Source organism: Pseudomonas cannabina (assembly GCF_900100365.1).
Taxonomy (GTDB): Bacteria; Pseudomonadota; Gammaproteobacteria; order Pseudomonadales; family Pseudomonadaceae; genus Aquipseudomonas; species Aquipseudomonas cannabina.
Genome location: NZ_FNKU01000001.1, coordinates 1,962,548 through 1,988,433, shown reverse-complemented (window position 1 = coordinate 1,988,433; position 25,886 = coordinate 1,962,548). Strand labels below are relative to the sequence as shown.

The 25,886-nt window shown below is 59.4% G+C and carries 18 protein-coding genes and 5 pseudogenes; 11 read left to right on the top strand and 12 right to left on the bottom strand.

Annotation, left to right across the window (positions count from 1 at the left end; genetic code table 11):
* Positions 1 to 14 precede the first annotated feature (14 nt).
* From BLT55_RS09260 to BLT55_RS09245, 4 genes are all read right to left on the bottom strand, one after another.
* Entirely contained in the window at positions 15 to 908 is an 894-nt protein-coding gene (locus tag BLT55_RS09260; RefSeq protein ID WP_223862756.1) for an aspartyl/asparaginyl beta-hydroxylase domain-containing protein, read from the bottom strand.
* Between the two features lie 115 nt (positions 909 to 1,023).
* Positions 1,024 to 1,803: a MipA/OmpV family protein gene (locus tag BLT55_RS09255; protein ID WP_055001860.1), complete on the bottom strand. Its 780-nt coding sequence runs from the start codon at positions 1,801 to 1,803 to the stop codon at positions 1,024 to 1,026.
* 35 nt (positions 1,804 to 1,838) lie between these two features.
* The gene (locus BLT55_RS09250; protein WP_074800330.1) at positions 1,839 to 3,452 is read right to left on the bottom strand and encodes an FAD-dependent oxidoreductase; all 1,614 of its coding nucleotides are present in this window, start codon (positions 3,450 to 3,452) and stop codon (positions 1,839 to 1,841) included.
* A 112-nt stretch (positions 3,453 to 3,564) separates the two neighbouring features.
* Positions 3,565 to 4,404, bottom strand: coding sequence for an alpha/beta fold hydrolase (locus tag BLT55_RS09245; RefSeq protein ID WP_208601278.1), 840 nt, complete (start codon positions 4,402 to 4,404; stop codon positions 3,565 to 3,567).
* 247 nt (positions 4,405 to 4,651) lie between these two features.
* Between BLT55_RS09245 and BLT55_RS09240 the strand changes: the two genes are divergently transcribed.
* Entirely contained in the window at positions 4,652 to 5,383 is a 732-nt protein-coding gene (locus tag BLT55_RS09240; protein ID WP_055001350.1) for a TetR/AcrR family transcriptional regulator, read from the top strand.
* Between the two features lie 35 nt (positions 5,384 to 5,418).
* On the opposite strand, the pseudogene BLT55_RS09235 reads toward BLT55_RS09240, so the two are convergent.
* Positions 5,419 to 6,719 (bottom strand): annotated as a pseudogene (locus BLT55_RS09235) (APC family permease).
* Positions 6,720 to 7,190: 471 nt separating this feature from the next.
* On the opposite strand from BLT55_RS09235, the gene BLT55_RS09230 reads away from it, so the two are divergent.
* From BLT55_RS09230 to BLT55_RS09220, 3 genes and pseudogenes are all read left to right on the top strand, one after another.
* Positions 7,191 to 7,433, top strand: a complete 243-nt coding sequence (locus BLT55_RS09230; RefSeq protein ID WP_055001351.1) for a hypothetical protein — start codon at positions 7,191 to 7,193, stop codon at positions 7,431 to 7,433.
* A pseudogene (locus tag BLT55_RS34505) lies at positions 7,429 to 7,515 on the top strand (DNA methylase); the annotation flags it as partial. The gene BLT55_RS09230 and the pseudogene BLT55_RS34505, both read left to right, overlap by 5 nt.
* Complete coding sequence (locus tag BLT55_RS09220; protein WP_055001352.1) at positions 7,512 to 8,240, top strand: DUF72 domain-containing protein; 729 nt, start codon at positions 7,512 to 7,514, stop codon at positions 8,238 to 8,240. The pseudogene BLT55_RS34505 and the gene BLT55_RS09220, both read left to right, overlap by 4 nt.
* 82 nt (positions 8,241 to 8,322) lie before the next feature.
* Here BLT55_RS09220 and BLT55_RS09215 read toward each other — a convergent pair whose 3' ends face one another.
* The 4 genes and pseudogenes from BLT55_RS09215 to mqo all read right to left on the bottom strand — a co-directional run bounded on the left by BLT55_RS09215 (position 8,323) and on the right by mqo (position 14,089).
* Positions 8,323 to 8,700 carry a response regulator gene (locus BLT55_RS09215; RefSeq protein ID WP_055001353.1) on the bottom strand — a complete coding sequence of 126 codons (378 nt, stop codon included), beginning with the start codon at positions 8,698 to 8,700 and terminating at the stop codon, positions 8,323 to 8,325.
* Positions 8,697 to 11,693: pseudogene (locus BLT55_RS09210) on the bottom strand (ATP-binding protein). Before BLT55_RS09210 ends, BLT55_RS09215 begins: the two are co-directional and overlap by 4 nt.
* A gap of 385 nt (positions 11,694 to 12,078) precedes the next feature.
* The gene (locus tag BLT55_RS09205) at positions 12,079 to 12,306 is read right to left on the bottom strand and encodes a hypothetical protein (protein WP_007251755.1); all 228 of its coding nucleotides are present in this window, start codon (positions 12,304 to 12,306) and stop codon (positions 12,079 to 12,081) included.
* Positions 12,307 to 12,451: 145 nt separating this feature from the next.
* Positions 12,452 to 14,089 (bottom strand): annotated as a pseudogene (gene mqo / locus BLT55_RS09200) (malate dehydrogenase (quinone)).
* An 893-nt stretch (positions 14,090 to 14,982) separates the two neighbouring features.
* Here mqo and BLT55_RS09195 point away from each other — a divergent pair.
* The 4 genes and pseudogenes from BLT55_RS09195 to BLT55_RS09180 all read left to right on the top strand — a co-directional run bounded on the left by BLT55_RS09195 (position 14,983) and on the right by BLT55_RS09180 (position 19,842).
* On the top strand, positions 14,983 to 15,663 hold the full coding sequence (locus tag BLT55_RS09195; protein ID WP_055001354.1) for a (2Fe-2S)-binding protein: 681 nt from the start codon (positions 14,983 to 14,985) through the stop codon (positions 15,661 to 15,663).
* A complete protein-coding gene (locus BLT55_RS09190) occupies positions 15,663 to 16,646 on the top strand; it encodes an FAD binding domain-containing protein (protein WP_055001355.1) in 984 nt (327 codons plus the stop codon). The genes BLT55_RS09195 and BLT55_RS09190 overlap by 1 nt, the downstream gene beginning before the upstream one ends.
* Positions 16,647 to 16,655: 9 nt before the next feature.
* Positions 16,656 to 18,871 (top strand): annotated as a pseudogene (locus BLT55_RS09185) (xanthine dehydrogenase family protein molybdopterin-binding subunit).
* A 2-nt stretch (positions 18,872 to 18,873) separates the two neighbouring features.
* Positions 18,874 to 19,842: an XdhC family protein gene (locus BLT55_RS09180; protein WP_055001356.1), complete on the top strand. Its 969-nt coding sequence runs from the start codon at positions 18,874 to 18,876 to the stop codon at positions 19,840 to 19,842.
* On the opposite strand, the gene BLT55_RS09175 is transcribed toward BLT55_RS09180, so the two are convergent.
* Complete coding sequence (locus BLT55_RS09175) at positions 19,823 to 20,446, bottom strand: nucleotidyltransferase family protein (protein WP_055001357.1); 624 nt, start codon at positions 20,444 to 20,446, stop codon at positions 19,823 to 19,825. The genes BLT55_RS09180 and BLT55_RS09175 overlap by 20 nt on opposite strands.
* A gap of 129 nt (positions 20,447 to 20,575) precedes the next feature.
* Between BLT55_RS09175 and BLT55_RS09170 the strand changes: the two genes are divergently transcribed.
* Complete coding sequence (locus BLT55_RS09170) at positions 20,576 to 21,160, top strand: flavin reductase family protein (protein ID WP_055001358.1); 585 nt, start codon at positions 20,576 to 20,578, stop codon at positions 21,158 to 21,160.
* Positions 21,161 to 21,393: 233 nt separating this feature from the next.
* On the opposite strand, the gene BLT55_RS09165 is transcribed toward BLT55_RS09170, so the two are convergent.
* Positions 21,394 to 22,785 (bottom strand): aldehyde dehydrogenase family protein, encoded by a 1,392-nt coding sequence (locus BLT55_RS09165; protein ID WP_055001359.1) that lies wholly within the window; start codon positions 22,783 to 22,785, stop codon positions 21,394 to 21,396.
* 102 nt (positions 22,786 to 22,887) lie between these two features.
* On the opposite strand from BLT55_RS09165, the gene ptrR reads away from it, so the two are divergent.
* The gene (ptrR, locus tag BLT55_RS09160) at positions 22,888 to 23,775 is read left to right on the top strand and encodes a putrescine utilization regulator PtrR (protein ID WP_055001360.1); all 888 of its coding nucleotides are present in this window, start codon (positions 22,888 to 22,890) and stop codon (positions 23,773 to 23,775) included.
* Here ptrR and BLT55_RS09155 read toward each other — a convergent pair.
* Entirely contained in the window at positions 23,772 to 24,866 is a 1,095-nt protein-coding gene (locus BLT55_RS09155) for a tartrate dehydrogenase (protein ID WP_055001361.1), read from the bottom strand. The two genes, ptrR and BLT55_RS09155, sit on opposite strands and share 4 nt — an antisense overlap.
* Before the next feature lie 114 nt (positions 24,867 to 24,980).
* On the opposite strand from BLT55_RS09155, the gene BLT55_RS09150 reads away from it, so the two are divergent.
* Complete coding sequence (locus tag BLT55_RS09150; RefSeq protein WP_055001362.1) at positions 24,981 to 25,886, top strand: LysR substrate-binding domain-containing protein; 906 nt, start codon at positions 24,981 to 24,983, stop codon at positions 25,884 to 25,886.

The following is a 25,886-nucleotide window of genomic DNA, read 5'->3' as shown; positions in this document are numbered from 1 at the left end:
AGAGCGAGGGTCGCTCAATTGAACGTCAGGTAATCCACGGCGGCGCTTACCGTGAACAGGCTGCCGAAGATGAACATCAGCAGGCTGCCATTGATCGCCCATTTCAAGGTGTTGTAGAGCGCCTTGTTGGTGCTCTTCAGACGCTTGCCGCGTTTGAGCACCGGGTTCAGCCTGTCGAACAGTGCGCTCGCTGCCCCGCGGGCATCTTCTTCGGTATTGGCGACTACTGTCAGGTTGGCCAACTGATTGTAGAGCCGGTTGAACAGTCTGCCAGGCAGATACATCGGGCGCTCGATGTCACACATCAGAATCAGTCGTGGCGCTTCACTGTGGTTGTGGACATAGTGCGGGCGAGTCTCGTCGAAGATGAAATCCTCTCCGTCACGCCAGGTTGTCGTTACGCCGTCGACGTTGATAAAACAGCTGTCGCTTTGCGGCGTCTTCAGGCCCAGGTGATAGCGCAATGAACACGCCAATGGATCTGCGTGTAGCGTCAGGCTTGCCCCGGCGGGCAGCAGTGAAAACATGGCTCCTTTGATACCGGGCACTTTTTCCAGCAGTGCGGTGGTTTGTGGGCATAGACGCTGTGCTGACGGATGGTTATACCCGTACCAGGTCAGGTAAAACTTGCTCCAGCCATGTTTGTAAAATGTTCTGAATCCGACGTCGTAGAAGCCCGGCGAACCCTCTTTTACGATGCTTTCAAAAACGCCTTGTTTATCGAGCGCCAAGGCCTCGTTGCGGATGATCTGCCAGTTCTCCCGAAGCAGGTTCGTGCCCGGAAAGTGCAGGGTATCGGTCACGGACTTGCGAGCATGGGCATGCGTGAAGGCGTACAGGAAACAGTTGAAGGGCGCAAAGACCGGCCAGCTTTTGCGCAGGTACTGAGAAAAGCGTTCATAACGCATACGTCCCCTGAAACGATAAACGTAATAGATGGACCCTGCGGTATAAATGAGCGCGACTATTAGAACGGTCATGTTGACGTCTCGAATGTAACCCCGGCGCTGGCCGTAACGGGTATCAGAACTTGCGCGAAATGCCGATGAACATCGACGTGGAACTGTCTGTGTCACGCTCTACCAGCGGGCTGTCGCTCAGTTCATTCGGCAGTGCGCTGTAGCGCAGGTTGCCCGAGACTTCCCACTGTTTGCCGATGGGCTGGGAAAAACCGAGACCGACATAGGACACCGTGGCGCTGCCTGGACGGTACTGGGCAATGCCGCGTTGCTCTTCTTCTTTCAGCATACCGTAGTAGTAATCCACCAGGTTGCCAGACATATGGGTGGCACCGACGTTGGGCTTGAAGCGGGTGTTGCCCCAGGTGAAGGGGTACGCGTATTCAAGGTTCAGCGAGTAGCCATCGCTGGCACCGCTGATGTCGTTTTTGGCGACCACTTCAAGCTGGCCGGCAGCGCCGCGCAGTTTGGCGGCCAATCCTGCGTCGATGCCGTTGTCGCGGTCTTCCAGCAGGTCGCGGTCGATGCCGTTTCTGGCCAGTTCGCGGCGACCGAAGTCGTCACGATCGATGCCGTCCATCTGCAGGGCAACAATGGCATCGAGAGAGAACGATTCGGTGTTGATCAGGTGATAACCTGCGGTTACACCGTTCACATAAAAACGTTCGCCTTCATATTTGATCAACGGTATCGGGTTGACCTGTGTGCCGACGCCCGAATAAGGGCTCTCGCTGATTGCCGCGCCCAGGCCCAGGCTGAAATCGCCGGGTTCTGCATGGGCGAACTGCAACGACAGGGCAGGCAAGGCAACGACGGTCAGTGCGGGGAGGAAAAAGTGTTTCATGAAGAGGGCTCTCTGAGTGATCTTGCTGACGTACATCAGTGTGCAAGGGCGCGTGTCGTTTGCACGTCGCTGCCGTCGACATGGCCGGGCGCACCGGTCACCCTGGCCAGATAACGCTCGATTGCCGCTGCGTAATCGTCCCCGGCCACCAGCCCGACATACCCGTCGGGCCGCACCAGAAAGATGATGTTTTCCTCAGCGCTCACGCCATAGGCTTGGCACGCCTGACCGGCTTCATCGACCAGACCGTCGCGGTCATTGCTGATGTGCGCGGGCCGCACGGCAAAGGCCCGCAGGCATCGCTTGTCGTGGCTGTCGAACGCCTGCATCGCCGCGATGGCATGCTTACCAAATGCCAGCAGTGTGAAGTGCTCGCCCCGGAAGATGTCGAACAACTGTGTGCTCCCGCAACGCTGCTGCGAGCAGGTGGCATCCGGCGCGCGATCGCCTGCCTGGACCTTGCCGTCGACGTTGTCGGCACTGTTCACCGAAAGTGAACTGCCGCGGTAGTTGAGCAACAATTGCCGCTCCTTGTCGCCACGCCTGAGTTTTGGGATACCGGCCCCGGTGGTGTTATTAAACAGTTCGCTGGACAACTCCAGCACTGCCGCCGCCACCGGTCTACGTTCTTCTTCGTAAGTGTCGAGCAGTGTTTCGGGCGCGCCACCCAGCACCGCTGCGAGTTTCCAGCCCAGGTTCCAGGCATCCTGCACGCCGGTGTTGAGGCCTTGTGCGCCTGCCGGGGTGTGCTCGTGGGCAGCGTCGCCCGCGAGAAACACCCGTTCGACCCGATAGCGCTCGGCCAGGCGCACATTGGGCCGGAACACTGAAAGCCAGGTCGGACTGTGCAGGCGAATCTTCTTCTCGCCGGTGGCTGCCAGCCAGCGGGTCTGAAGAGTGTGCTCCGACAGCTCCGGGACGGGTTCGTCGGCGTCAAGACGCATCATCAACTGGAACAGGTTTGAATGCGGCATTGGACACAGGCCGATCATTGCGCCTTTGCGCATCGGCCATACGTGCCATGCATCCCGTGAAAGCCCGTCCACCTCCAGGTCGCCGACGATCATCCGGCCTTCCTGAGACGTGACGCCCGCAAAGTTAACGCCCAGTTGCTTGCGCACGAAACTCTTGCCGCCGTCAGCGCCGACCAGATAGCGCGCGTGCACGCTACGAGTCTGCCCTCGGCAATCGAGCTGCACAGTGACACCTTCGGCATTCTGTTTGATGTCGAGGGCTTCAGTGGCCCATTCGACCTGAATGCCCCATTCGGCCAGTCGGTCACGCAACACCTGTTCGGTGCGCCATTGCGGCACGAGCCATACGTTCGGGTAGGGGATATCCGCTGTCTGTTTCTGGTACTTCATCATGTTCCATTTGAGGCTTAACAAAGAAACATGAAACTTCATGGGTGGATACAACTGCCCGGCGCGCAATAGAGGCGCTGCGACGCCAAGGCTATCGAACACTTCTATGGTGCGCGGTTGTATGCCTTTGCCGCGCGAGCCATTGAACGGCTCCGCCGCTTTTTCAATGATTCTGACGTTGATACCACGCTGGGCCAAGTCGCAGGCCAGGGTCAGTCCGGTGGGTCCGGAGCCGATAATCAGGACGTCGCAAATGTCCTGTTCGATATGCTGATGTGTATTCATTTGATAATGCCTGTCTGTAGGTTCAGGGCGTGGTGAAGTCCGGCGCTGCTTTCACCGCTGTCAGGGAGCGAAACTATTTTGATAATGGTTTTGTTGAGCGATGAAACAGTCTTCAAACCTGCGCTGTCTGGTGTTCGGCGAGGGCTGTGCGCTGCCTTATTGCTGCGACCACATAGTCCGGCGCCTCGTCAGGCAGTAGATGGCCGACTTCGGGACACACCGTTTCTATGCTGTTTGCGATATCCCGAGTGAAGTACTGACTGTCGATATGTTCGCCGCGCAAGACCAGCGTAGGTGTCTGGATAGTGCGGATTTCAGCCGAGCGATCACGCTGATCCGTTGCGGCAAAATCGATGAATGCCTGGAGATTACCGGGCAGATTTGAAAGCTTGAATACCCGCTCAATAAGCACCTCGTTTGGCCAGGACATCCTGGCACCGACCAGTTTGCTCAGACTTTTGGCAATGGCATCACGCGAAAAGCTCTTTTCAAGCAGCGCTCGACCCACCGGGTTTTTCGCCAGTTGCATGATCATCGGCAGCGATTTCTCGGGGTAGCCAGTAGCATTCATCAGAATCAACTGTTCGACGTCCTGCGGGTAGTCCAGCGCGTAGTTCCAGGCGATATTCCCACCCAGGGAATTACCGGCCAGGCTGAAGGCACCGACGGACAACGCTGACGTGAATTGTTTGAGAAAGCGCACATAGGTGTCGATGCGGTAATCGCCATCCGGGCGCGGGCCGGTAAAGCCAAAGCCCGGTAGGTCTAGACGTATCAGCTCATGATTCCGGGCTAGCTGTGCGACCACTTCGTCGAAACAATGCAGTGATGAGCCGCTGCCGTGCAGCAGCACCACTGCGGGGCCTGAGCCTTGCCGCCTGAAGTGTACTTGCATGCCGTCGAGGGAAAGGAATTGTGAATGGGTATCGAGATAAATACCGCCTTCTGACATGTCAGAACTCCGCATGTGTGGGAGCCACTTCCAGCGGCTGATCGTTCATTCTCCTATTTCGGATACGATGTATCCATAATGGGTTTCTGTCAACGAATCAAATGCCTCGCCAGGCAAGTGAACAGACGAACGGCGATAAGGCTCGATGCATCACAGTGCTCGCCGCAAGCGATCACGTTGAGCTTATAATCCGCGCATGACTGAAGACCTGAAGTGCCAAACCGTTCCCGGAAGCCCTCGCTGGTGGATGAGCCGCCAACCCCGCTTGGAAAAAGTTGCAGGGCGGGGCCGTCCTTCGCTGTCGGTCGAGCGGATCATTGCCACGGCACTTGAGACGGTCGATGAGGTGGGTGCGCAGGCGTTCAATATGCGCATGCTTGCCGAGCGTCTCGGGTCCGGGACGGCGACGCTCTATCGGCATTTCGCCAGCAAGGACGAGATACTGATTTACGTGGTCGACAGAGTGCTTGGCGAAATGAGTACGGATCAACCCGAGATGGCTGAACGCGCGCTGCACGGGCAGGGCAGCGAAGGGAATTCCTGGCAAAAAGCCTGCGCAGCCGGGGCCGAGCGCCTTTATGGCGTGTTGCGCAAGCATCAAGGTATCTTGCCGTTGCTGGTGTCGCAAATACCCATCGGGCCTAATGGGCTCAAGCGTCGCGAGCAGGGCATTGCGCTGTTTCTGGCCAACGGCTTTCCTGCCGAACTGGCTGCTCGTGCCTACACGTCAGTCGCCCACTATGTGTTGGGTTTTGCCATCCAGCAGCATTCAAACGTTTCAAACGAGGCCGCGGAAGGCGAGGATCTGATCGGGTTTTTCGCTGCACTCGATGCGAGCGAATACCCGGCGATTGCCGCCGCCGGACGCCATCTGCCCGGTATTTCTGTGGAGGATGAGTTCAGGTTCGGCTTGAAGCTGATCATCGACGGGCTGAACCTGGCGCTTGCCGAGGCCCTGCGGGGCACCGGCAAGCGCTGAGGCAATTGCGGCCCGGCTCATCAAGCAGGCGAAGCTCAGCGAGTAGGCGAAGCCAGGGCCGAGCCGCTCAGTCGAGTCAGCCCGTACAGCACTGCTCCGACCACCAGCATGATGCCTGCGCGCAGCCAGGTTTCCGGACCTTGCTGAGTGAGCAGCAGCAGGCAGGAGAGAATGCCCAGGGCCGGGATCACCCAGTGAACCTCGAAGTGGTCGGCTTCGACCTTGTCACGCTTGAGAACCAGCACAGCGATGTTCACGCTGAGAAACACGAAGAGCAGCAACAGCACCACGGTTTCAGCGAGGATGGTCAGGGTGCTGGTAAACGACAGGGCGATGGCCACCAGTGTGGTTGCCAGAATCGCCAGGCCCGGTGTGCGCCGCTTGGGCAGCACCGAGCCCATCGCCGCGGGCAGTAGGCCTTCGCGGGCCATGCCGAAGGTCAGTCTGCTGGCCATGATCATGGTCAACAGCGCGCCATTGGCGACCGCAATCAACGCCATGACTGCGAACCAGGGGGCGGGTATTCTGAGGCCCGAGGCACTGACCACGTCCATCAGTGGCGCGTGCGAATCCTTCAACTGTTCAACGGGCAACACCATTGCCGCGCCCACGCCGACCAGCATGTAGATCGCACCGGCGATCAGCAGCGCGCCGAACAGGGCGCGCGGGTAGACCCTGCGCACATCCTTGATCTGGCCGACGTTTCAAAACCCACGAATGAATAGAACGCCAGCAGCGACGCGGCCAGAATCGCGGTGGCCGGAGAGGCCGTATCCAGCTCGAACACTCGTTGCGCAACGCCATGCCCCTGGCTGACGAACCAGGCAGCGGCGGCAATGACCATCAGCAGGCCGCTCAATTCGATGACTGTCATGACCAGATTAGCCGACAGCGACTCCTTGATACCGCGCGCATTGAGCAGGCCGACAATGACCAGAAACCCGACACAGACCCACTGCGCAGGCCAATTGACCAGAGCCTGAAAGTAGTCGCCGGCAAATGCCACCGCCAGCCCGGCGGCACTGGTGACGCCAGCGGCGACCATGGAAAACCCCACCAGAAACGACAGCAGCGGTTTACCGAACGCCTTTTCGGCGTACACGGCGGCACCGCCCGCGCGCGGGTATTTGGTGACCAGCTCAGCGTAGGAAGCGGCGGTCAACAGCGCAAAGCACAGGGCAATCAGCAACGGCGCCCATATGGCGCCTCCGACGCGGCCGGCGATTGTGCCAGCCAATGCGTAGACCCCGGCGCCGAGTACGTCGCCAAGGATGAACAGCATCAACATCGGGGCGGTGATTGCCCGGTGCAGCGACGGTGTGTCTGAAGTGGCCATGGTGAAAGATTCCTTTTTCATTAGCGCTGCTGCGGGGGTTGGGCTCACGGCGAGAGGGCGTAATCGAGTGGTGGTTCAGTCAGGGGTCTTCGCGTGATTTGCTCAACGCCTGCGCTGCGTTCTACAGCGGTCGAGCAGACGTTGACGCGGCGCCTCCGGACGCAGCGCGTAAGCGATTGTCTGCAGGAAATACGTTATTCGCAGCATGGCGCAGGCAGGCAAAGACAGTTTCACGCGTCGTTGTCGGTCGATTGCAGCAGTCATCGGTTCCTCCGGCGGGATTTAAAAGCTGTCACCGATTGCTGTCGATGCAGGTATAGAAAAGTGATCGTCATAGCGGAGGTAAATTCAAAGCGATGGGCAGCGACCCTGACCGGCGGTGTTTTCAGCTCGTTGTCGAGGAATAAAACGGAGTATCCGGGTTACAGGCTGTCTCAACCGTATGCTCAAGAGAATCGAGAGGATAAAAAGGTGGGACACAGCAGCCAGCAACAGTACCGTCTGGTCTGGACGGCTCTGCAAACGTTACGCGAAGAGGTTCGTAACCTGCAGCTCAGTGAACTGGAACGCGACGAAAGTTTGCGTGGTCGGCAGACAGTCGATGACCGGGAAGCCATCCAGCAATCGTTTGTAGGTCTTGATCAGGCGCTCGATGATATCGAGGCCACGCTGGCCACGATTGGTGAGGCGACCGGGGAAATCGGCAAGCTTTGATTCCTGTCTGGCTGCCTTTGACGGCGTAGGCCCCAAGACGGTGGAAATATTCATGCGTGAGGCAGGGAAGGTGTTGTATTGAATATTGCGCAAGCATCACGTATCGGCTGCGCTGGCTGGAGTCTCGGGCGCGAGCACTGGCCTGCGTTTCCTGAGCAAGGGAGCCATTTGCAGCGTTATGCGTCGCGCTTCAACGCCGTCGAAATCAACAGCTCCTTTTACAGGCCGCATCGGCCGCAGACTTACAGGCGCTGGGCGCAGTCGGTGCCTGCCGACTTTCGCTTTTCGGTCAAGATCCCCAAACGTATTACCCATGAACAACGTTTACAGGGCTGTGAAATGTTGCTGGATACGTTTCTTGCTCAGTGCTGCGAGCTGGGCGAAAAACTGGGCTGCCTGCTTATCCAGTTGCCGCCTTCTCTGGACTACGTCCCGGATGTTGCGGAACGCTTTTTCGACGCACTGCGTGATCGTTATGCAGGCACACTGGTTCTTGAACCACGTCATGAGTCCTGGCGCCAGGCCGAAGCTTTATTGATTGCGCAGCGTATTGCACAAGTGGCAGCCGATCCTTCGCCGATAAGCCAGGGCGGTATCCCCGCAGGATGGCAAGGAGCACGTTACTGGCGGCTGCATGGCTCACCGCAGATTTATCACAGCGCCTATGGCGCTGAACGACTGGCATCGTTGGCCCGACAAGTGCAGGCATCGGTCGAAGAGGGCGTTGAAACATGGTGCGTATTCGATAATACAGCCAGCGGTGCCGCTGTCGGCGATGCATTGTTGCTTCAGACCATGAGCCAATAGGCAGCACCGCACGCCCATTCTCAAGCGCATTCAATAATCCATCCTCCAGTTGCCGAATAACGACGCCCGTTGAAAAAGCGGGTCAAGCCTGAAGCAGTTGGTGCAAAGCCCGCTCCAGCTGATCTGCACTGAACGGTTTGGCGATGCACTGCCGCTCTGTCCATATCTCTGGGAGAGCCAGTCGCCCGTATCCTGAGCAGAACATGAACGGGAGACCTCGCTGGGCGATGATGGCCGCGACTGGAAACGAAGTGCCACCGATAATGTTGATATCCAGTATCGCCAGGTCGTAATCACCGTCGCGCGCACAGGCGATACCTTCTTCAAGCGTGCTGGCATGGCTTGCGGTCGTGAACCCCAGGTCTTCGAGCATGGCTTCCATCAGCATCGCGACCATCGTCTCGTCTTCCACCAGCAGAACCCTGCGCGGCAGGTGTTCACTCTCTGATTTGTGGCTCATAAGTCGCTCTCCGGTTTGTCTGGCCAGGGAATCAGCATCGACCAGACGATGCCGGTATTGAGGAATTCAACCTCGGCTTTGCCCTTGAGCTCGCGCTCGACGCTGCGGCTGATCAATTTGAAACCGAAGCCCTTCACCGTACTCGCAACGACCGGTGGGCCGCCTGTTTCTGTCCATTCAACCGATAAGGCAGGGGAGTGCGGCCCTGTGTTCAGTCGGGAGGTGACAGTGACCCGACCTGCTGCCGACGAAAGCGCGCCGTGTTGTACAGCGTTTGCCATCAACTCATGTAGCACCATTGAAAATGTCAGAGACGTTCGCGGCTCAAGGGTGATCGGGTCGCCCTTGAAGGTGATCCTGTGCAGCCCGGCGTCCTGCTCCCGAAGTTGTTCGACCAGGTCAGCCAACTGAGTGGACACCCATTCAGTACGCGTCAAGGCATCATGGGCATGGCTCAGGGCATGCAGACGTGCATCGAAACTTCTGCGAAACGCCGGGAGTGATTCAGAGCTGTTGGCGGTAAGTGCGGCCATCGCCTGAACAGTTGCCAAGGTGTTTTTGACCCGGTGGTTGAGCTCATTCAACAACCCGGCCCGAGCGACACGGTCTTCAATTTGCTGGCGCTCCAGCCTGGCTGATATTGATTGCGCCAGACGCTCGGTATTGCCGCCTTGTTGCAAAAAAGTCGTTTCGCCGGATGTCGCTGCCCCTTGATGTCTTGGCAGACTGAACGAGAATACGCTCCCGCAGCCGGGTGTGCTGTCAACCCAAAGACGCCCACCGTGAGCGCTGATGATGCCCTGCGAGATGTAGAGTCAAAGGCCGTTGCCGTGCGGGTTGCCTTCCTTGACGGACCAGTAGCGCTGGAAAATGTGGGGTAAATGATCTGCCGGAACGCCGACGCCGTTGTCACTGATTCTGAACAGGACCTCATCGCCGCTGGCGACCGCGTCGATATCGATCTTGCCACCCTTGGCAGTGAACTTGATGGCGTTGCCGACCAGGTTCGAAAGCACCTGGAAGACGCGCTCCGAGTCAGCGTCAATCACCAGACCAACAGCTGCGGTGCAATTGAGCTCGATACCTTTTTCCGTCGCCAGCATCACCAGAAGACTGCACGCCTCTTCAAGCAGGCTGGTGACGTTCAAGGGCAGGCAGGACAACGGGTAACGGCCTGTTTCGATTTTTGCAGTATCCAGCAGGTCTTCCAGCAGGCTGTTCATGCGCGTTGTCGCTTTTTCGATGGTCGCCAGCGCACGGCGGATATTGCGGTTTTCAACGCTGGTATCGTCAACCGCCCAGCGCTGCATCATGCCGCACTGCATGATGATGATTGACATCGGGTTGCGCAGGTCATGAGATACCACCGCGACCAGCTCGTCACGCAGTCGCACGGCCTCCTGTTCACGCTGGACCTGACGCTCCAGGTCATTTTCCAGAGCAGAGCGCCGCATATCTTCAGCCGCATAGAGATCGCCCATTGACCATGGCCGTGCAATTCCGGTGACCTGTTGTTCCCACAGGTCGAACGATTGCCGGGGATGCAGGCGATGACTGGCCGTTCCGGCCGGCCCGGCGCTCAGGTGCTGGGCCGGATCGCCGCTCCAGTTCATGGTGGAAGTGAGCTGCGGGCGGAACCACATGACGGCGTTGTCCACCGGCTTGGGCAGGGTGAACGCAATAACGCCACTCGCCACGTCGCGGTAGGCTTTACTGTCGATACAGTGCTGCTGCATCGAGTCCGTGTAGAAAATTCCCAGCCCTTGAAGTCCCTTGGCATGCTCATGACGACGCTGACCGAGCATGCCCTCGTCGCGAATCCAGCGATGTAACGCTCGTACCTGTTCAGGTGCCGGACAATCTCCGAACAGATGAAGATGGTCGTCGATCAAAACGGCGGCACCCTGCGCTTGCGTCAGCGACTGAAGAAGCTCCGGTCGACCCACCAGGCCGTCCAGAATCTCATGGTCGGCATGGCTCATGGCATCCGCCAGTTGCCTGAGCAGTGCAACTTTCTCTTCCCGTTCGCGCTGAAGCTGAGTGGCAACGATGGCAGAGATCTTTACCGACAAAAGCTGCCCGATCATGGCACAGGCGTCGCGATACTCCCTTGAAACCAGCAGCGGATCAGGGTGACCGCAGGCAATCAGCCCCCACAATTCACCGTTGTCCAGCAGCGAGATGCTCATCGACGAACCTATACCCATGTTTTTGAGGTACTCGCAGTGAACAGGCGAAACGCTGCGCAACGACGAAAAGCTCAGGTCCAGCGGCAGCCCGGTGTCAGGACGCAACGTCGGTATCAGCGGGACCGGTATGTAGCCTGCATCGGGAATGACCCTGATCCAGTTCAAGCGATACAGCTCGCGCGCCTGGGCAGGAATGTCCGAACCCGGAAAATGCAGGCCGCTGTAGCTGGGCAGCGTACCTGTCAGTGCTTCGGCGACTACCTCACCGTGCCCCTGGGGCTCAAACCGGTAGATCAGGACCCGGTCGTAGCCAGTGAGCGCCTGTATTTCATGCACGCTGATATCAAACAGGGTTTCAAGGTCTGTGGCGGCATGCAGGTTGCGCAAAACCCGGGTAATGACGCCGGGTTGTTCCCGGGCGGGTTCAACGTAGGGCTCCAGTTCGATGATCAATACATCAGCAGACCGATGAAGTACTGCACTGTAATCGGTGGCAGCAAAGCTGAGCCGCAAAGGCTCAATGTCTGCTGCACCGGGCTTCTGGTAGGCCTGAGTGATTAACCGTGCGTGCTCGGGCGAGACCCATTGCGACAACGGAACGCCCAAGAGTTCGCTGGCCTCAAGCCCCAGTTTGTCAGCGCAGTTGGCGCTGACTTGCTCGATACACAAGGGATCGCCGGTAACGGTGAGAAGCACGCCATGCGGCTGAATTGCGCCAGGTACACGAATCGGTTCACGGGCGCACTCGGCAAGTGCCGCTTCGAGAGCTGCATCGGGACCTGAGTCCCGCGTGTGCTCGCTCATTGTGTGAGCTCCAAATAGTATTTCAATCGGTAACGACCAAATGCAGCGCTGAGGCAACAGGCAGTCGCCGCGCAGTCGCGAACACGTGGAGAAAATAGTGGTCGGCCGCGGCAATGCTTGAAGCGCTCAGCGGCCTGGATTAACGGCGCAAATGTCAGAGGGGCTGCCGCAAAATGGCGGTGTTGAGCTTTTATGAGACAGCTCTGTCGATAAGAACCAGAGCCGAAACGTGATGAACAGACGCTTGCAGCCACTCACAATGACAAAGGCCGAAGGCAAGCGCGATTCGGTTGCCTGATTGGCCAGTAACTGCCAGGCGGGTGTCAGGTCATCCATGACAAATAACGCTGTTGGTGTTCAGTCCTGCGCAGCGTTTCAGGCGTGGTCAGCCCTGACCATTCAGCATACGCTCTACTTCGGCGTTTTTCTGACGCAATGTTTCGGCGTCCTGCTCTTTTTCCTTGATCGAGGTTGGCGTAATAGTCTTGTCTACGCCCTCTGTGTCGGCGTGTTCGTGTTCAATGTCCTTACGCACGACTTCAACCGGTTTGCCGGAGTGGTCAACGGTTGGCGTGTAAGGAGCGTCTTTGCTGATGTCGTTCTGATCGTTCATGGCAGTTCCTCGCAAGTGGATCGTATGGATTGGAGGGACGTATGAAAGGGGGAGTTCGATGTATTTTCGGCTGGCCGCACTAATCGCCAAAAAAAAGCCCCGCCAGACAGGGTCTGGCGGGGCTTCGCTTCAAGCGGTGTAGGCCTTAAAGCGCCATGTCACTGGCTGGATTGCTTTTCGCTGGCTGGGCAGCAGGCGTTGGCGCGGTGCCTGCCTTGTTGACCGGCGGTGGTGGAGTCAGCTGCAGGACTTCGGCGGTGTAAGCCCATTCCTCGGCAACGCGATCCGGGTTGTTGTTCAGCTTGGTGCCGTAGCTAGGCACGATCTGGCGCAGTTTTTCCTGCCACGCCGGGGTCGCTACCTTGTCCTTGAAGACCTTCTCAAGCACGCCCAGCATGATAGGCGCTGCAGTCGAAGCACCTGGCGATGCGCCCAGCAGACCGGCAATCGAGCCGTCCTTGGAAGCAACGATTTCGGTATCCAGCTTCAGAACGCCGCCTTTCTCTTCATCACGCTTGATGATCTGTACGCGCTGACCGGCTTGCATCAGGCGCCAGTCTTCTTTCTAGGCGTTCGGGAAGTACTCTTTCAGAGCAGCGAAGCGATCGTCGTCAGACATCATCACCTGGCCTGCGAGGTATTCGATCAGCGGGTACTGTTCGATACCGACGCGGGTCATCGGCCACACGTTGTGCATGGTGGTGCTGGTCAGCAGATCGAAGTACGAGCCGTTTTTCAGGAACTTGGTCGAGAAGGTCGCGAACGGGCCAAACAGGATCACGCGCTTGCCGTCCAGGACACGGGTGTCCAGGTGAGGAACCGACATGGGCGGCGCACCGGTCGACGCGATGCCATAGGCCTTGCCCATGTGTTGCATGGCGAGGTCCTGGTTCTCGGTCACCAGCCACGAACCGCCGACCGGGAAGCCGCCGTATTCCTTGGCTTCAGGAATGCCCGACTCTTGCAGCAGATGCAGAGCCGCACCGCCGGCACCGATGAACAGGAACTTGGTATCGGTTTCGGTGACAGTGCCGTCTTTCAGGTTCTTGTACTTGACGCGCCAGGTGCCGTCATCGTTGTGATTGATATCTTCGACTTCACTCGACAACTGCAGATTGAAATTCTGCTTGGCTTTCAGATTGGCGACGAACTGACGAGTGATCTCGCCGAAGTTGACGTCGGTGCCGATCGGGCTCCAGGTCACGGCCAGCTTCTGCGCCGGGTCACGACCTTCCATCATCAGCGGGACCCACTTCTTGATCTGCTCATGGTCCTCGGAGTACTGCATGCCGCTGAACAGCGGGCTGGCTTGCAATGCCGCGTAACGCTTGCGCAGGAACTGGATGTTGTTGTCGCCCCATACGAAGCTCATGTGCGGCGTGGAGTTGATGAACGAACGCGGGTTCTTCAGAACACCGGTCTTGACCTGCCAGGACCAGAGCTGACGGGAGATCTGGAAAGCTTCGTTGATCTCGATCGCCTTGGAGATGTCGACGTTGCCGTTCTTGTCTTCCGGGGTGTAGTTCAGTTCGGCCAGTGCCGAGTGACCGGTACCGGCGTTATTCCAGCCGTTGGAGCTTTCTTCGGCGACGCCGTCGAGACGCTCGACCATTTCCATCGACCAGCTTGGCTCCAGCTCGTTGAGCCAGACCGCCAGGGTTGCACTCATGATGCCGCCGCCGACGAGCAGTACGTCGACTTTTTTGGTTTCAGCTGCATGCACGGGCATGATGCCCATGGAAATGGCCATACCCAAAAGGGCCGTATTCACTTTCTTAAACATTCTGCCATCCATTTGATAAACGCCATCCGCCGACTGTTCCTGAAGCTGCGGCCTGTCACATGCTTCGATGCATGCGACAAACTCTCGCACCCACAGGGACTAGAGGTGGACATACAAGGCCAATATAATACCGCTCGAGACCTCAATTTATGTCCTGCTGCGCTGGCTTCTTATCATCGTTGGACTCAGCGTCATGAGTGACATTCTTGCTCTGTCGGTGTGTTGCGGTGTCCGGAAATCTATCCGGCTACACCCAGGCAAATCACACCGGGTCAGCCTGCTCACGGAGTCTGAGACGCCGCACTGGGGCATGGAGGCACGCTAGAGGCGTATTTTTCTACCCGCTCTGCGCAAAACCATGGTGCCATTCGGCGAAGACGCGGCATTTTCGCATAAACCGGGTACCGGTTGCGAGGTGCCACCATCAAATCGGTCGTCAATGCCCCGATTTAGACGCCTCACGACTTTCCTGACCTTCTATATCGTCATTTTCGAGCAAGTCTTGAGCGGGCGCTGGACCGTCCGTGCCTGTATCGACCACGCCTTTCCCGCCCGCTGATGCAAGCGTTGCTGAGCGTACTCGGCCCTCTCTCTGCCTATTCATGAATGTTTTTCATGACCGCTAGTCAATCTGGCTGGCTAATCAGCGCCTGAACCAGCTGTTAGGGTCAACAGATGATCGTGCGCCGTGCGGCCAACCTGCGGATACAGACGCCCGTCAATGAGTTGGAACTTTAGCGGCGCTGGCCAGTTAAACACTTATGCCGGTGATAGCGTTTTGACTCTCTTGACCGATGAAATAACAGGTCAGTGAGTACCAGCACGTCCGGGCCGCTGACCAAAAATAACGCCCGTCGCTTGATAGCAGCGTCGGCTATGACCGAGTGATCCTGATGACTGAACCAAAAAAGCACAAGGAACCTGCTGCTGACAGCAGTGCCGTGCAGCCCTCGCGCCGCAACTTTCTGAAGTTCGGCGCATCGGGTATAGCTGCCGCCACGTTGTCCAGCTGGATACCCGCCGACGGCATGCTGCAGGCCGCACCCGCCGCAGCGCTGGCGCCAGTGGTCGAGGACAATGACGCACCGGCAGCCGGCGAGCACCGTATCCAGCTCAAGGTCAACGGTCAGGTTCATACCCTGAACGTGCCGGCCAACGCGGTGCTGCTCGACGTGTTGCGTGATCGCCTGCAACTGACCGGCACCAAGAAAGGCTGCGACCATGGTCAGTGCGGCGCCTGCACGCTGCTGGTCAACGGCGTGGCGATCAACTCCTGCCTGTCCATCGCGGTGCAGCACCAGGGCGACAGCATCACCACCATCGAAGGGCTCGCCGAGAACGGCACGTTGCATCCGGTTCAGGAAGCCTTCTGGGAGCATGACGCCTACCAGTGCGGTTATTGCACGTCAGGGCAGATCATGAGTGCCGTCGCCATTCTCAAGGACCCGAACATCCCGTCCGATGATGCCAGCGTGCGCGAAGCCATGAGCGGCAACATCTGCCGTTGTGGTGCTTACAAGAACATTCTGTCGGCCGTGCAGTCGGCGCGTTCGAAAATGGGGGGAGCTGCCTGATGCGAACTTTCGATTACGCACGCGCGGCTTCGCCTGCACAGGCGGTCACTTCGGCGTCGGGCCAGGGCCAGCGCTTTTATCTGGCGGGCGGCACCACCTTGCTCGATCTGGTCAAGCTCGATGTCATGCAGCCGGAACAGTTGGTGGACATCAACCACTTGGCGCTGAAACAGGTCGAATCGCTGCCCGACGGGCGTCTGCGCATTGGCGCTCTGGTCAGTAATACCGACCTGGCCAGTCATCCATTGGTACAGCAGCGCTACCCGCTATTGTCCGAAGCGTTGCTGGCCGGGGCATCGACTCAGTTGCGCAACAAGGCCACCACAGCCGGCAACCTCATGCAGCGCGTGCGCTGCCCGTATTTTCGCGACAATGTATCAGCCTGCAACAAGCGTCAGCCTGGTTCGGGCTGCGCAGCCATCGGCGGTCTGAACCGCAGCGTGCACGCCGTGCTGGGTAGCAGCGATCACTGCATTGCAACGCACCCTTCGGACATGTGTGTGGGCATGGCGGCGATTGGTGCGCAGGTCACGGTGCAAGGTGCCAATGGAACACGGGATATTCCGTTTGCCGACTTTCACCTGCTGCCCGGTGACACGCCGCAGCATGAACATGCGCTGGCCCCTCACGAACTGATCACCCATGTGACCCTGGATGCGCCACTGGCGGGCGGACGATCCTCTTATCTGAAACTGCGTGATCGCACCTCCTACCAGTTTGCCCTTGCGTCAAGCGCGGTGATTCTGGTGATGGACGGCAAGCGCATTGCCGATGCACGCCTTGCACTGGGTGGCGTGGGCACCAAGCCATGGCGTGCGGTCGAGGCGGAACGGGCGCTGATCGGTCAGCGCGCCGACATGAACACCTTCACCAGGGTCGCAGAGCTGGCGATGAAAGGCTCGCGCGCCTACGAACACAATGCCTTCAAGATCCCGCTGGGTCAGCAGGTCATCGTCCGCAATCTTCGCGACCTCACGGCCTAAGAAATTCTCATGAGCGAAAATATTATCGGCACGCCGCAACGTCGCATCACGGCGGCCAGAAAGTCAGTGGTCAGGCGCGCTACGCGGCGGACCATCCCATGGGCGAGATGCTTTACGCTTATGGCGTCTACAGCACGATTGGCAACGGGCGCATCGTGGCCATCAACGACCAGCAGGCGAAAGCGATGCCGGGCGTGGTGGATGTCTTCCATCACGGCCACTTTCCTGCGCTGCACCGCACCCCGAATACCAAGCTGAGCTTCGCCAGGATGCTGTCGGCGAGCAAAGCCGACGAGCACCGCCTGCCGTTTGAAGATGATCAGGTTTACTACCCAGGACAGTTCGTCGCACTGGTGGTCGCCGAAAGCTTCGAGCAGGCGAGGGCAGCCGCGCATCGTGTAACCGTCGATTACCAGCAGCGCCCGACGGTCAAGGATCTGCAGGAAGGCATGCGCGTCAATGGCGTCCGCGATGGCGGTGCGGGGCATAACCGTGGCAACCCGGACCGCGCATTTCAGAGCGCCAAGGCTCAGGTCGATCAGACTTACACCACGCCGGTCGAAGTGCATAACCCGATGGAAATGCACGCCAGTACCGCGTGGTGGCAGGACGGCAAGCTATTCGTTTACGAGAGCACTCAGGGCGTGGTCAACCATCGCAACCTGCTGGCCAACGTTTTTGACCTTCCGCCCGACCGGGTGGAAGTGCGGGCACCGTTCATAGGCTCCGGCTTTGGCGGCAAACTCTGGCCGTGGCCGCATTCGGTGGCCGCCTGCGCTGCCGCCAAAGCGACCGGGCGATCGGTGCAGCTGGTGCTGCCGCGCGCGCAGATGTTCACCACCGTGGGCCACCGCCCGGAAACCCGCCAGCGTCTGCGTCTGGCCACTGATGCCAGCGGCAAACTGGTATCGATTCGGCATGAGTCGCTCAACAACACCTCGATGCTCGATGACTACACCGAAAACTGCGGTGGCGTGACGAAAAGCCTGTACGCCTGTGACAACGTGATGGTCAGCCACAAGATCAGCCCGATCAATCGTGGTACGCCCACATCGATGCGCGCCCCGGGTGCGGCCCCGGGCCTGTTCGCGCTGGAGTCGGCTATCGACGAAATGGCTCTCGCCAGCGGCATGGACCCGCTGGCGTTCCGCAAGCTGAACCTGTCCGACAGAGATCAGAGCATGGGCTTGCCATGGTCGAGCAATCACTTGCCGGAAGCCATCGACAAGGCCGCCGAACGGTTCGGCTGGCAGGCGCGCAAGGCTGAAGTCGGCTCGATGCGTGAAGGCGATGAAATCATTGGTTACGGCATGGGCGCGTGCAATTGGGAGGCTTATCAAGTACCGACCGATGCGCGCGTCATTCTACGTGCCGATGGCACGGCGCTGGCGCAGTGTGGCTTGCAGGACATTGGTACCGGAACTTACACCATCGTTGCACAGACCGTCAGCCAGTTGACCGGTATCCCGATGGAGCGTGTCGAGGTGGAGCTGGGCAGTTCGTCGTTTCCGGCAGGCCCGGTTTCCGGTGGCTCATGGGTCACCGCCAGCGTAATGCCGGCGATTGCCGGGGCAACGCGTGAAGCCTTGCAGAAGCTGCGTCAGTATGCGGTGAGCAAGGGTGCGGTATTCGCCGGGCAGGACGCCGAGTCGATCAAGGTCGAAAACGGTCAACTGGTGATGGGCGAGCAGCGCGTCGGTTTTGTCGATGTTCTAAACGGCCAGCGTCTGGCGCGGGCCGAGGGTAATTTCCAGAGCGGCATGCCCGAAGCTGGCAAGCACTCGTTTCGTTCATTCGGTGTGCACTTTGTCGAAGTGCGCTTGGACCCGGGCATTTCCAGCCTGCGGGTTTCGCGTGTGGTCAGCGCGATTGACGTGGGCAAGGTGGTCAACCCGCTGGCGGCTCGCAACCAGGTTGAAGGCGCGATTGTCATGGGTATCGGCATGGCGCTGTTCGAGGCAGCCGAGTACGACCCGCGCAGCGGCATGCCGGTCAATAACAACTACGCCGAGTACGTGGTGCCGGTGCATGCCGACCAGCCTGACATCGATGTGCTGTTGCTCGATTACCCGGATTACAACCTCGGCGAGTTCGGTGTGCGCGGCATCGGCGAAATCGGCGTGACCGGCCTGGCAGCGGCTGTCGCCAATGCGGTCTATCACGCGACGGGCAAACGGGTGCGCAGTCTGCCGATCACCAAGGAAAAACTGATGGCAGGGCTGTAAGGATGAAACAACTCGATTTGCAGGTTGTGCAACAGGCGCGTGACTGGCTGGCCACTGGCAAGCCGGTCTGGCTGTGCACCGTGCTCTCGACCTTCGGCTCGGCCCCGCGTGGGCCGGGGGCCATGCTGGTGGCGCTGGGCAGTGGCGAGCATCGCGGATCGCTGTCGGGTGGTTGCGTGGAAGAAGACTTTCTGGAGCGCGTCGTCGCCGGACAGTTTCAGCCGGTCAATCAGGTGGTTCGTTATGGTGATGGTGGTTTTGCGCCCACGCGGGCCTTGCCTTGTGGCGGCGTGCTGGACGTATTGATCGAGTGCATTGCACCGAGCCCGGAAGCCGACGCCCATCTGGCGGCTATCGAACAGGCGCTGGCCGGACGCGAGCTGGTCAGCAGGGAAGTGCAACTGGGTGGCATGCAGAGAAGCGTGGGACCTGCCGCGCTGGGTGAGGCGCGGGTACAGGTCGACGGTGAACGCATCAGGATCCGCATGGGCGCGGTCTATCGCGTACTGCTTGCCGGTCTGTCACCCGTGGCCGAGTTCTGCGCCAGTTTTGCCGTCGCCATGGGCTACGAAGTGATTGTCTGTGACCCGCGTGTCGAGGTCACGGCAGGTTTCTCGATGCCGGGCGTTGAAGTGCGCGGGGTCTTGCCTGCCGTGTTCATCGCCGAAGGCGGCTGCCACAGTTCGACGGCGGTACTGGCGTTGACGCACGATCCGAAACTGGACGACCTGAGCATGCTTGAAGCCGTACGTACCGAGGCGTTTTATATCGGCGCAATGGGCTCGATGCGCACCAGCAGCAAGCGTCTGGAGCGTCTGGCGCGGATCGGCGGGCTGGAGGCCGCGGCGCTGGCGCGCATTCACGCGCCTATCGGTTTGAATCTTGGCAGCAAGACGCCGGCAGAAATTGCGATTGCGGTGATGGCCGATATTCTGCGGGTTGCCAACGGTGTCAGTCGCGACGATCTTTAAGCTGTTGCTGGCAGGCCATGGCCAGCGCTGATCGCGTGTCTGCATCGCGCAAAACGCCGGGATCGTCGCATCGCAGTACGTCGCAGCGCTCTGGATTATTGACGATCAGCGCCTTTGCGCCCTGATCACCTTCGAGTGTCAGCAACTGGGGCCAGAACCGGCGCCCGATGATTACAGGATGGCCGCGCTGGCCTTCATGCATCGGCAGGGCAATGCGCAGAGGATCAGCCAGCACGGCCAGGTCGCGCAAGGTCTGTGGCTGTATCCAGGGCATGTCTGCCAGCAGAACTGCGACTGCGTCGGCCGACGAGTTCATCACTGCTGCGACTCCGCTGGCCAGACTGTGGCCCATGCCGAGGTCGGCGTGTTCGCTGCGAATGATCTTGACCTCTGCGGGAATATTCAGCGCTTCGGCATCATCGTCCGCACGCAGTATCACGGCGACATGCACGAAGGCTTTGCTGGCATTTTCGAGACTTGCAGTCAGCAACGTATGCCCACCGGGCAGCGGCGCCTGACGTTTGTCTCCATCAAATCGCCGACTGCGGCCTGCGGCGAGGACCAGGGCGAACACTTCGGGGTTCTGGCTGTCTATGCTGCTCAATCCGATGCCTTATGAGTGGTGAGGAGGTTCGCTTGCAGCCGCGCGACGCCGCACGGCGTGGCGCATGCAGAATGCCTTATTTCGCTGCTCTGCCGGTAGCGGTACGAATCATGTTTCCGAGGGTTACACGTGGACAATCACATTCGTCCTGTCGAGCTGGAAAAAGCTTACCGTCTGCTCAGCCACGGACCGACCGTGCTGGTGTCTTCCAGTCACGAAGGCGTTCATAACGTCATGGCTGCGGCCTGGGCCTGTGCGCTGGACTTCTCGCCGCCCAAGGCGACGCTGGTGATCGACAAGATGACCAAGACCCGCGGGCTGGTGGAGAAGAGCGGTTATTTCGCGCTGCAGGTGCCTAATCTGGATCAATTGCAGATGACCTTTGACGTCGGCACCCAGAGCAAGGTTTTCACCCCGGACAAGCTGGACAAGGCCAACGTGGACCTGTTTCGCATTGAGGGGCACGTCTCGCCGCTGGTCGTCGGCTGTTCGGCCTGGCTGATCTGCAAGGTGATTCCCGAGCCGCATAATCAGCAGGCCTACGACCTGTTCATCGGCGAAGTGGTGGGTGCCTGGGCCGATACCCGGGTGTTTAAAGACGGGCATTGGGAATTCGAAACAGCCGACCCGAAATGGCGCAGCCTGCACTACGTGGCGGGTGGGCACTTCTATACCATTGGCGAGCCTGCGGTAGTGGAAACAGGCGAGGAATGATCGCGATGTCTGGCTCTAACGATCTTCGCCGACCGTAAGGGCCTATTCGTGAGCAAGCTCACTCCCACACAAGCACACTCATCGCTCCCACAGATGACTCCCGTGGGAGCGAGCTTGCTCGCGAAGGCGGACTAACTGCTCAGCAAATAGTCAGCGGCTGCATCAGTCTCTTCGCGAGCAGCGCGGATCGCCGCCCCGGTCACTCCCGCAACGGCTGTGTATCTGCTGAACCCTCAGTGACGATCCCGCCACACGGTCTGCGCATTGCAGAATTCGCGTACCCCGAAGTGCGACAGCTCACGACCAAAACCGCTTTTTTTCACGCCGCCGAAGGTCACGCGTGGATCTGAAGCGCTGTAGCCGTTGATGAACACACCGCCGGTTTCCAGTTCTTCGGTCATGTGCTCGGCCAGTTGCAGGTCACGGGTATAAATCGTCGTGGTCAGGCCAAAGTCACTGTCATTGGCCAGCTCCAGAGCGTGCTGCGCGTCTCTGGCGGTGATGATCGACGCTACCGGGCCGAACAGCTCCTGCCGGAACGAGGTCATCTTATCGGTGACGTCACCGAGCACGGTCGGTTGATAATAATTGCCCTGGCCTTCAGCCTTTTGGCCGCCCAGCAACAGCGTGGCGCCTTCGGCGAGCGTGTCCTGTACCTGGGCATCCAGTTCGTCGCGCAGGTCGAAGCGCGCCATGGGGCCAATGTAGGTTTCGCTGGAGAGGGGGTCGCCTGTCACCAGTTGACGCGTTTGCTCGACGAATCTGCGGGTGAACTCCTCGACCACGCCTTGCTCGATGATCAGGCGCTTGGCCGCCGCACAGACCTGCCCGGTGTTCTGGAAGCGGCCAATCACCGCCGCTTTCACCGCCTGATCCAGATCGGCGTCGTCGAGCACGATAAACGGATCGGAGCCGCCCAGTTCCAGTACACACTTCTTCAGTGCGGCACCGGCCTGAGCGCCAATCGCCTGGCCGGCACGCACGCTGCCGGTCAGCGTCACCGCCGCAATGCGCGGGTCAGCAATGGCCTTTGAAACGCCCTCTGGCAACACGTTAAGCACTTCGAACACGCCCTCGGGAAAACCTGCTCGCTGGAACGCGTCGCGCATCAGATACGCACAGCCCATCACATTCGGTGCATGCTTGAGCACGTAGGTATTACCAGCCAGCAAGGTTGGGATGGCGCCGCGCAGCACCTGCCAGATCGGGAAGTTCCACGGCATCACCGCGAGAATCGGCCCCAGCGGGCGGTACTCGATACGGGCCTTGTCATCCTCGACCTGAGTCGATTCGGCCGTTAGCATCGCCGGGCCCTGTGCTGCGTACCAGTCGCACAACTGCGCGCATTTTTCGACCTCGCCTCTGGCCTGGGCGATGGGCTTGCCCATTTCTTCGCTGATCATCCGGGCGATGGTTTCCGCGTCGTCGCGCAGCGCCTTGCCCATGGCGACGATCAACTGTGCGCGCTCCTGCACGGGCTTGCGTTTCCAGCCTGCGAAACCGGCGGCCGCACGCGAGAGGGTAATGTCCTGCGCCGCTGCGGATTCAAACGGATAGTGGCCGATCTGCTCGCCGGTGGCCGGGTTGATCGAGATTGCATGGGTATTACTATTGATAGTGGTCATTGCGCCATCCTGTCCAGGTGGGGAGTGGGACCAGTCTATCGGCGTGCTATGCTCTCTAAAACTGAACAATAATGATCGTATTGTTCATGATTGGAGAATTAAGTGGATCTGGTCCAGCTGGAAATATTCACGGCCGTCGCCGAGCACGGCAGCATCAGTGCTGCCGCGCAGCAGATTCATCGCGTGCCTTCAAACCTGACCACGCGCATCAAGCAGCTCGAACAGGACCTTGGCGTCGACCTGTTCATTCGCGAAAAACATCGCCTGCGTCTGTCTCCCGCAGGCTGGAATTTTCTCGATTACACGCGACGGATTCTGGACCTGGTGCAGGAGGCGCGTGCGGCCGTTTCCGGAGACGAGCCACAGGGGCCTTTTTCGCTGGGTTCACTGGAAAGCACTGCCGCTGTGCGTATTCCGGCATTGCTGGCGGCCTACAATCAGCAGAACACCAAGGTCGAACTGGACCTGTCCACCGGACCGTCCGGTACGATGATCGATGGCGTGCTGGCGGGACGACTGGTGGCCGCGTTCGTCGACGGGCCCGTGCTGCATCCATCCCTGGAAGGCGTCCCGGTATTTGAAGAAGAGATGGTTATTATTGCGCCGCTCAACCACAGCCCGGTCAAGCGTGGCCGTGATGTCAATGGTGAAAGCATCTATGCGTTTCGTGCCAACTGCTCGTACCGCCACCATTTCGAGCGCTGGTTCACTGATGATGCCGCGGTGCCGGGCAAGATCCATGAGATGGAGTCCTACCACGGCATGCTGGCCTGCGTCAGCGCCGGTGCCGGGCTGGCGTTGATGCCGCGCAGCATGCTGAAAAGCATGCCCGGCTGCGCCACGGTCAGCGTCTGGCCGCTGTCCGAGAAATTTCGCTTTCTGCACACCTGGCTGATCTGGCGCAGGGGCGCGGTGTCGCGCAGCCTGACTCGCTTCGTGGAGTTGCTGGAGCAGCGCGGCACGCCTGCCAGCGTCACGCAAAGCGCTTAACGGGCCGCAGAAACGCGCTCGACAATCGCCGCGCCCACCTGCTGAGTCAAAAGCGTGCCGCCTAGATCCGGCGTCACGTCACCATTGGCGATCACCTGCTCGATAGCCGTGATGATGTCGTCATGCGCCGTTGTGAATCGCTCATCGCCCTGACCGAGGAATTCCAGCATCAACGCACCTGACCAGACCATCGCAATCGGGTTGGCGATGTTCTGGCCGAAGATATCCGGTGCCGAGCCATGCACCGGTTCGAACAGCGACGGGAAGTTGCGTTCCGGGTTGAGGTTGGCCGAGGGCGCGATGCCGATAGTGCCAGCGCACGCCGGACCGAGGTCGCTGAGGATGTCGCCGAACAGGTTGGAGGCGACGACCACGTCGAAGCGCTCGGGTTGCAGCACGAAGCGCGCACAGAGGATGTCGATATGCTGCTTGTCCCAGCTGACGTCCGGGTACTGACTCGCCATGGCCTCTGTGCGTTTATCCCAGTAGGGCATGCTGATCGCCATGCCGTTGGATTTGGTCGCCGAAGTGACGTGCTTGCGCTCGCGTTTGCTGGCCATTTCAAAGGCGAACTTGAGAATGCGGTCGACGCCGCGACGAGTGAACACCGATTCCTGCAGCACAAACTCGTTTTCGGTGTTTTCGAACATGATCCCGCCCAGCGACGAGTATTCGCCTTCGGTGTTTTCGCGCACTACGATGAAGTCGATGTCACCCGGTTTGCGATTGGCGAGCGGGCAGGGTACGCCGGGGAACAACCGCACCGGGCGGATATTGGCGTACTGGTCGAATTCGCGTCGAAACTTGAGCAGCGAGCCCCACAGGGAAATGTGGTCAGGCACTTTGTCCGGCCAGCCCACAGCGCCGAAAAAGATCGAGTCGAAGCCTTTCAGCTGGTCAAACCAGTCGTCCGGCATCATCTTGCCGTGTTCTAGGTAGTAATCGCAGCTGGCCCAGTCGAAGTACTCGAATTCCAGATCCAGCCCGTGTTTCGCAGCGACTGCCTGAACGACCTTGACTCCCTCGGGCAAGACTTCAAGACCGATGCCGTCTCCGGCGATGGCCGCTATACGCGGTTTCTTGTTGTTCATGGCAGGGCACTCTTTTTGAACGGCAGGTAAGGGCTGAGTAGCACAGGCTATCCATGCTATAAGCGCACGATACAAAGATAATCAGCCGATTAATGGATTGAGAAAACACGAATCGTGAATTATCCAAACCTTGATGACCTGAACGTGTTCATTCACGTTGCGCGGCGTTCCAGCTTCGTGGGGGCGGCCAATGAGCTGGGCATGTCTGCTGCGTACGTCAGCAAGCGTGTCAAGCTGCTGGAGCAGAACCTGGGCGTGGTGTTGCTGCACCGTTCCACGCGGCAGGTGTCGATCACTGAAGACGGCGAGCGGGTCTACGAGTGGGCCAAGGGCATTCTGGAGTCCGTGCAGCAGATGGGTGATGAAGTGGCGGCGTTGCACGGCGAACCGAGCGGCCTGTTGCGTGTGGTCAGCAGTCAGGGCTTCGGCCGGCGCTTTGTTGCGCCGGCCTTGTCAGAGCTGGCCGCGCGCTACCCGAAGCTGGATATCCGGCTGGATATTCAGGATCGGCTGGTCGACCTGATCGAGGAAGGCGTGGATCTGGACATCCGTGTTGGCAACCAGATCGCCCCGCACCTGCGCGCCCGTCATCTGGCCCGCAACTGGCGGGTCTTGTGCGCGAGCCCGGCGTATCTGCAACGGCAGGGCACGCCGGTCAATCCGGGTGAACTGGCCAACCACGATTGCCTGGTGATCAAGGAACGTGATCGGCCATTCGGCATCTGGCATCTGCACGGGCCGCAAGGCGCAGAGACCGTGAAGGTGACCGGCAGTCTGTCGACCAACCATGGCGAAATTGCCCGCCAGTGGTGCCTGGACGGGCGAGGGCTGTTATTGCGTTCGCTCTGGGATGTGCGCACCGACCTGGCCGAAGGTCGGCTGATTCAGGTTCTGCCGGAGTATCGGCAGGATGCGGATATCTGGGCGGTGCACACCTCACCGCTGATGAGCTCGGCGAAGATGCGCGTCACAGTGGAATTCCTGCGCGATTACTTCGCCGTGCATCACGCGCCCGTCTGA

Coding starts and splice junctions, on each gene's coding strand:
- BLT55_RS09165 (WP_055001359.1), bottom strand. CDS start 22,785: ATGACCACTATCAATAGTAATACCCATGCAATCTCGATCAACCCGGCC.
- BLT55_RS09195 (WP_055001354.1), top strand. CDS start 14,983: ATGACTGAACCAAAAAAGCACAAGGAACCTGCTGCTGACAGCAGTGCC.
- BLT55_RS09155 (WP_055001361.1), bottom strand. CDS start 24,866: ATGAACAACAAGAAACCGCGTATAGCGGCCATCGCCGGAGACGGCATC.
- BLT55_RS09255 (WP_055001860.1), bottom strand. CDS start 1,803: ATGAAACACTTTTTCCTCCCCGCACTGACCGTCGTTGCCTTGCCTGCC.
- BLT55_RS09245 (WP_208601278.1), bottom strand. CDS start 4,404: ATGTCAGAAGGCGGTATTTATCTCGATACCCATTCACAATTCCTTTCC.
- BLT55_RS09180 (WP_055001356.1), top strand. CDS start 18,874: ATGAAACAACTCGATTTGCAGGTTGTGCAACAGGCGCGTGACTGGCTG.
- BLT55_RS09250 (WP_074800330.1), bottom strand. CDS start 3,452: ATGAATACACATCAGCATATCGAACAGGACATTTGCGACGTCCTGATT.
- BLT55_RS09190 (WP_055001355.1), top strand. CDS start 15,663: ATGCGAACTTTCGATTACGCACGCGCGGCTTCGCCTGCACAGGCGGTC.
- BLT55_RS09205 (WP_007251755.1), bottom strand. CDS start 12,306: ATGAACGATCAGAACGACATCAGCAAAGACGCTCCTTACACGCCAACC.
- BLT55_RS09260 (WP_223862756.1), bottom strand. CDS start 908: ATGCGTTATGAACGCTTTTCTCAGTACCTGCGCAAAAGCTGGCCGGTC.
- BLT55_RS09215 (WP_055001353.1), bottom strand. CDS start 8,700: ATGAGCCACAAATCAGAGAGTGAACACCTGCCGCGCAGGGTTCTGCTG.
- BLT55_RS09240 (WP_055001350.1), top strand. CDS start 4,652: ATGAGCCGCCAACCCCGCTTGGAAAAAGTTGCAGGGCGGGGCCGTCCT.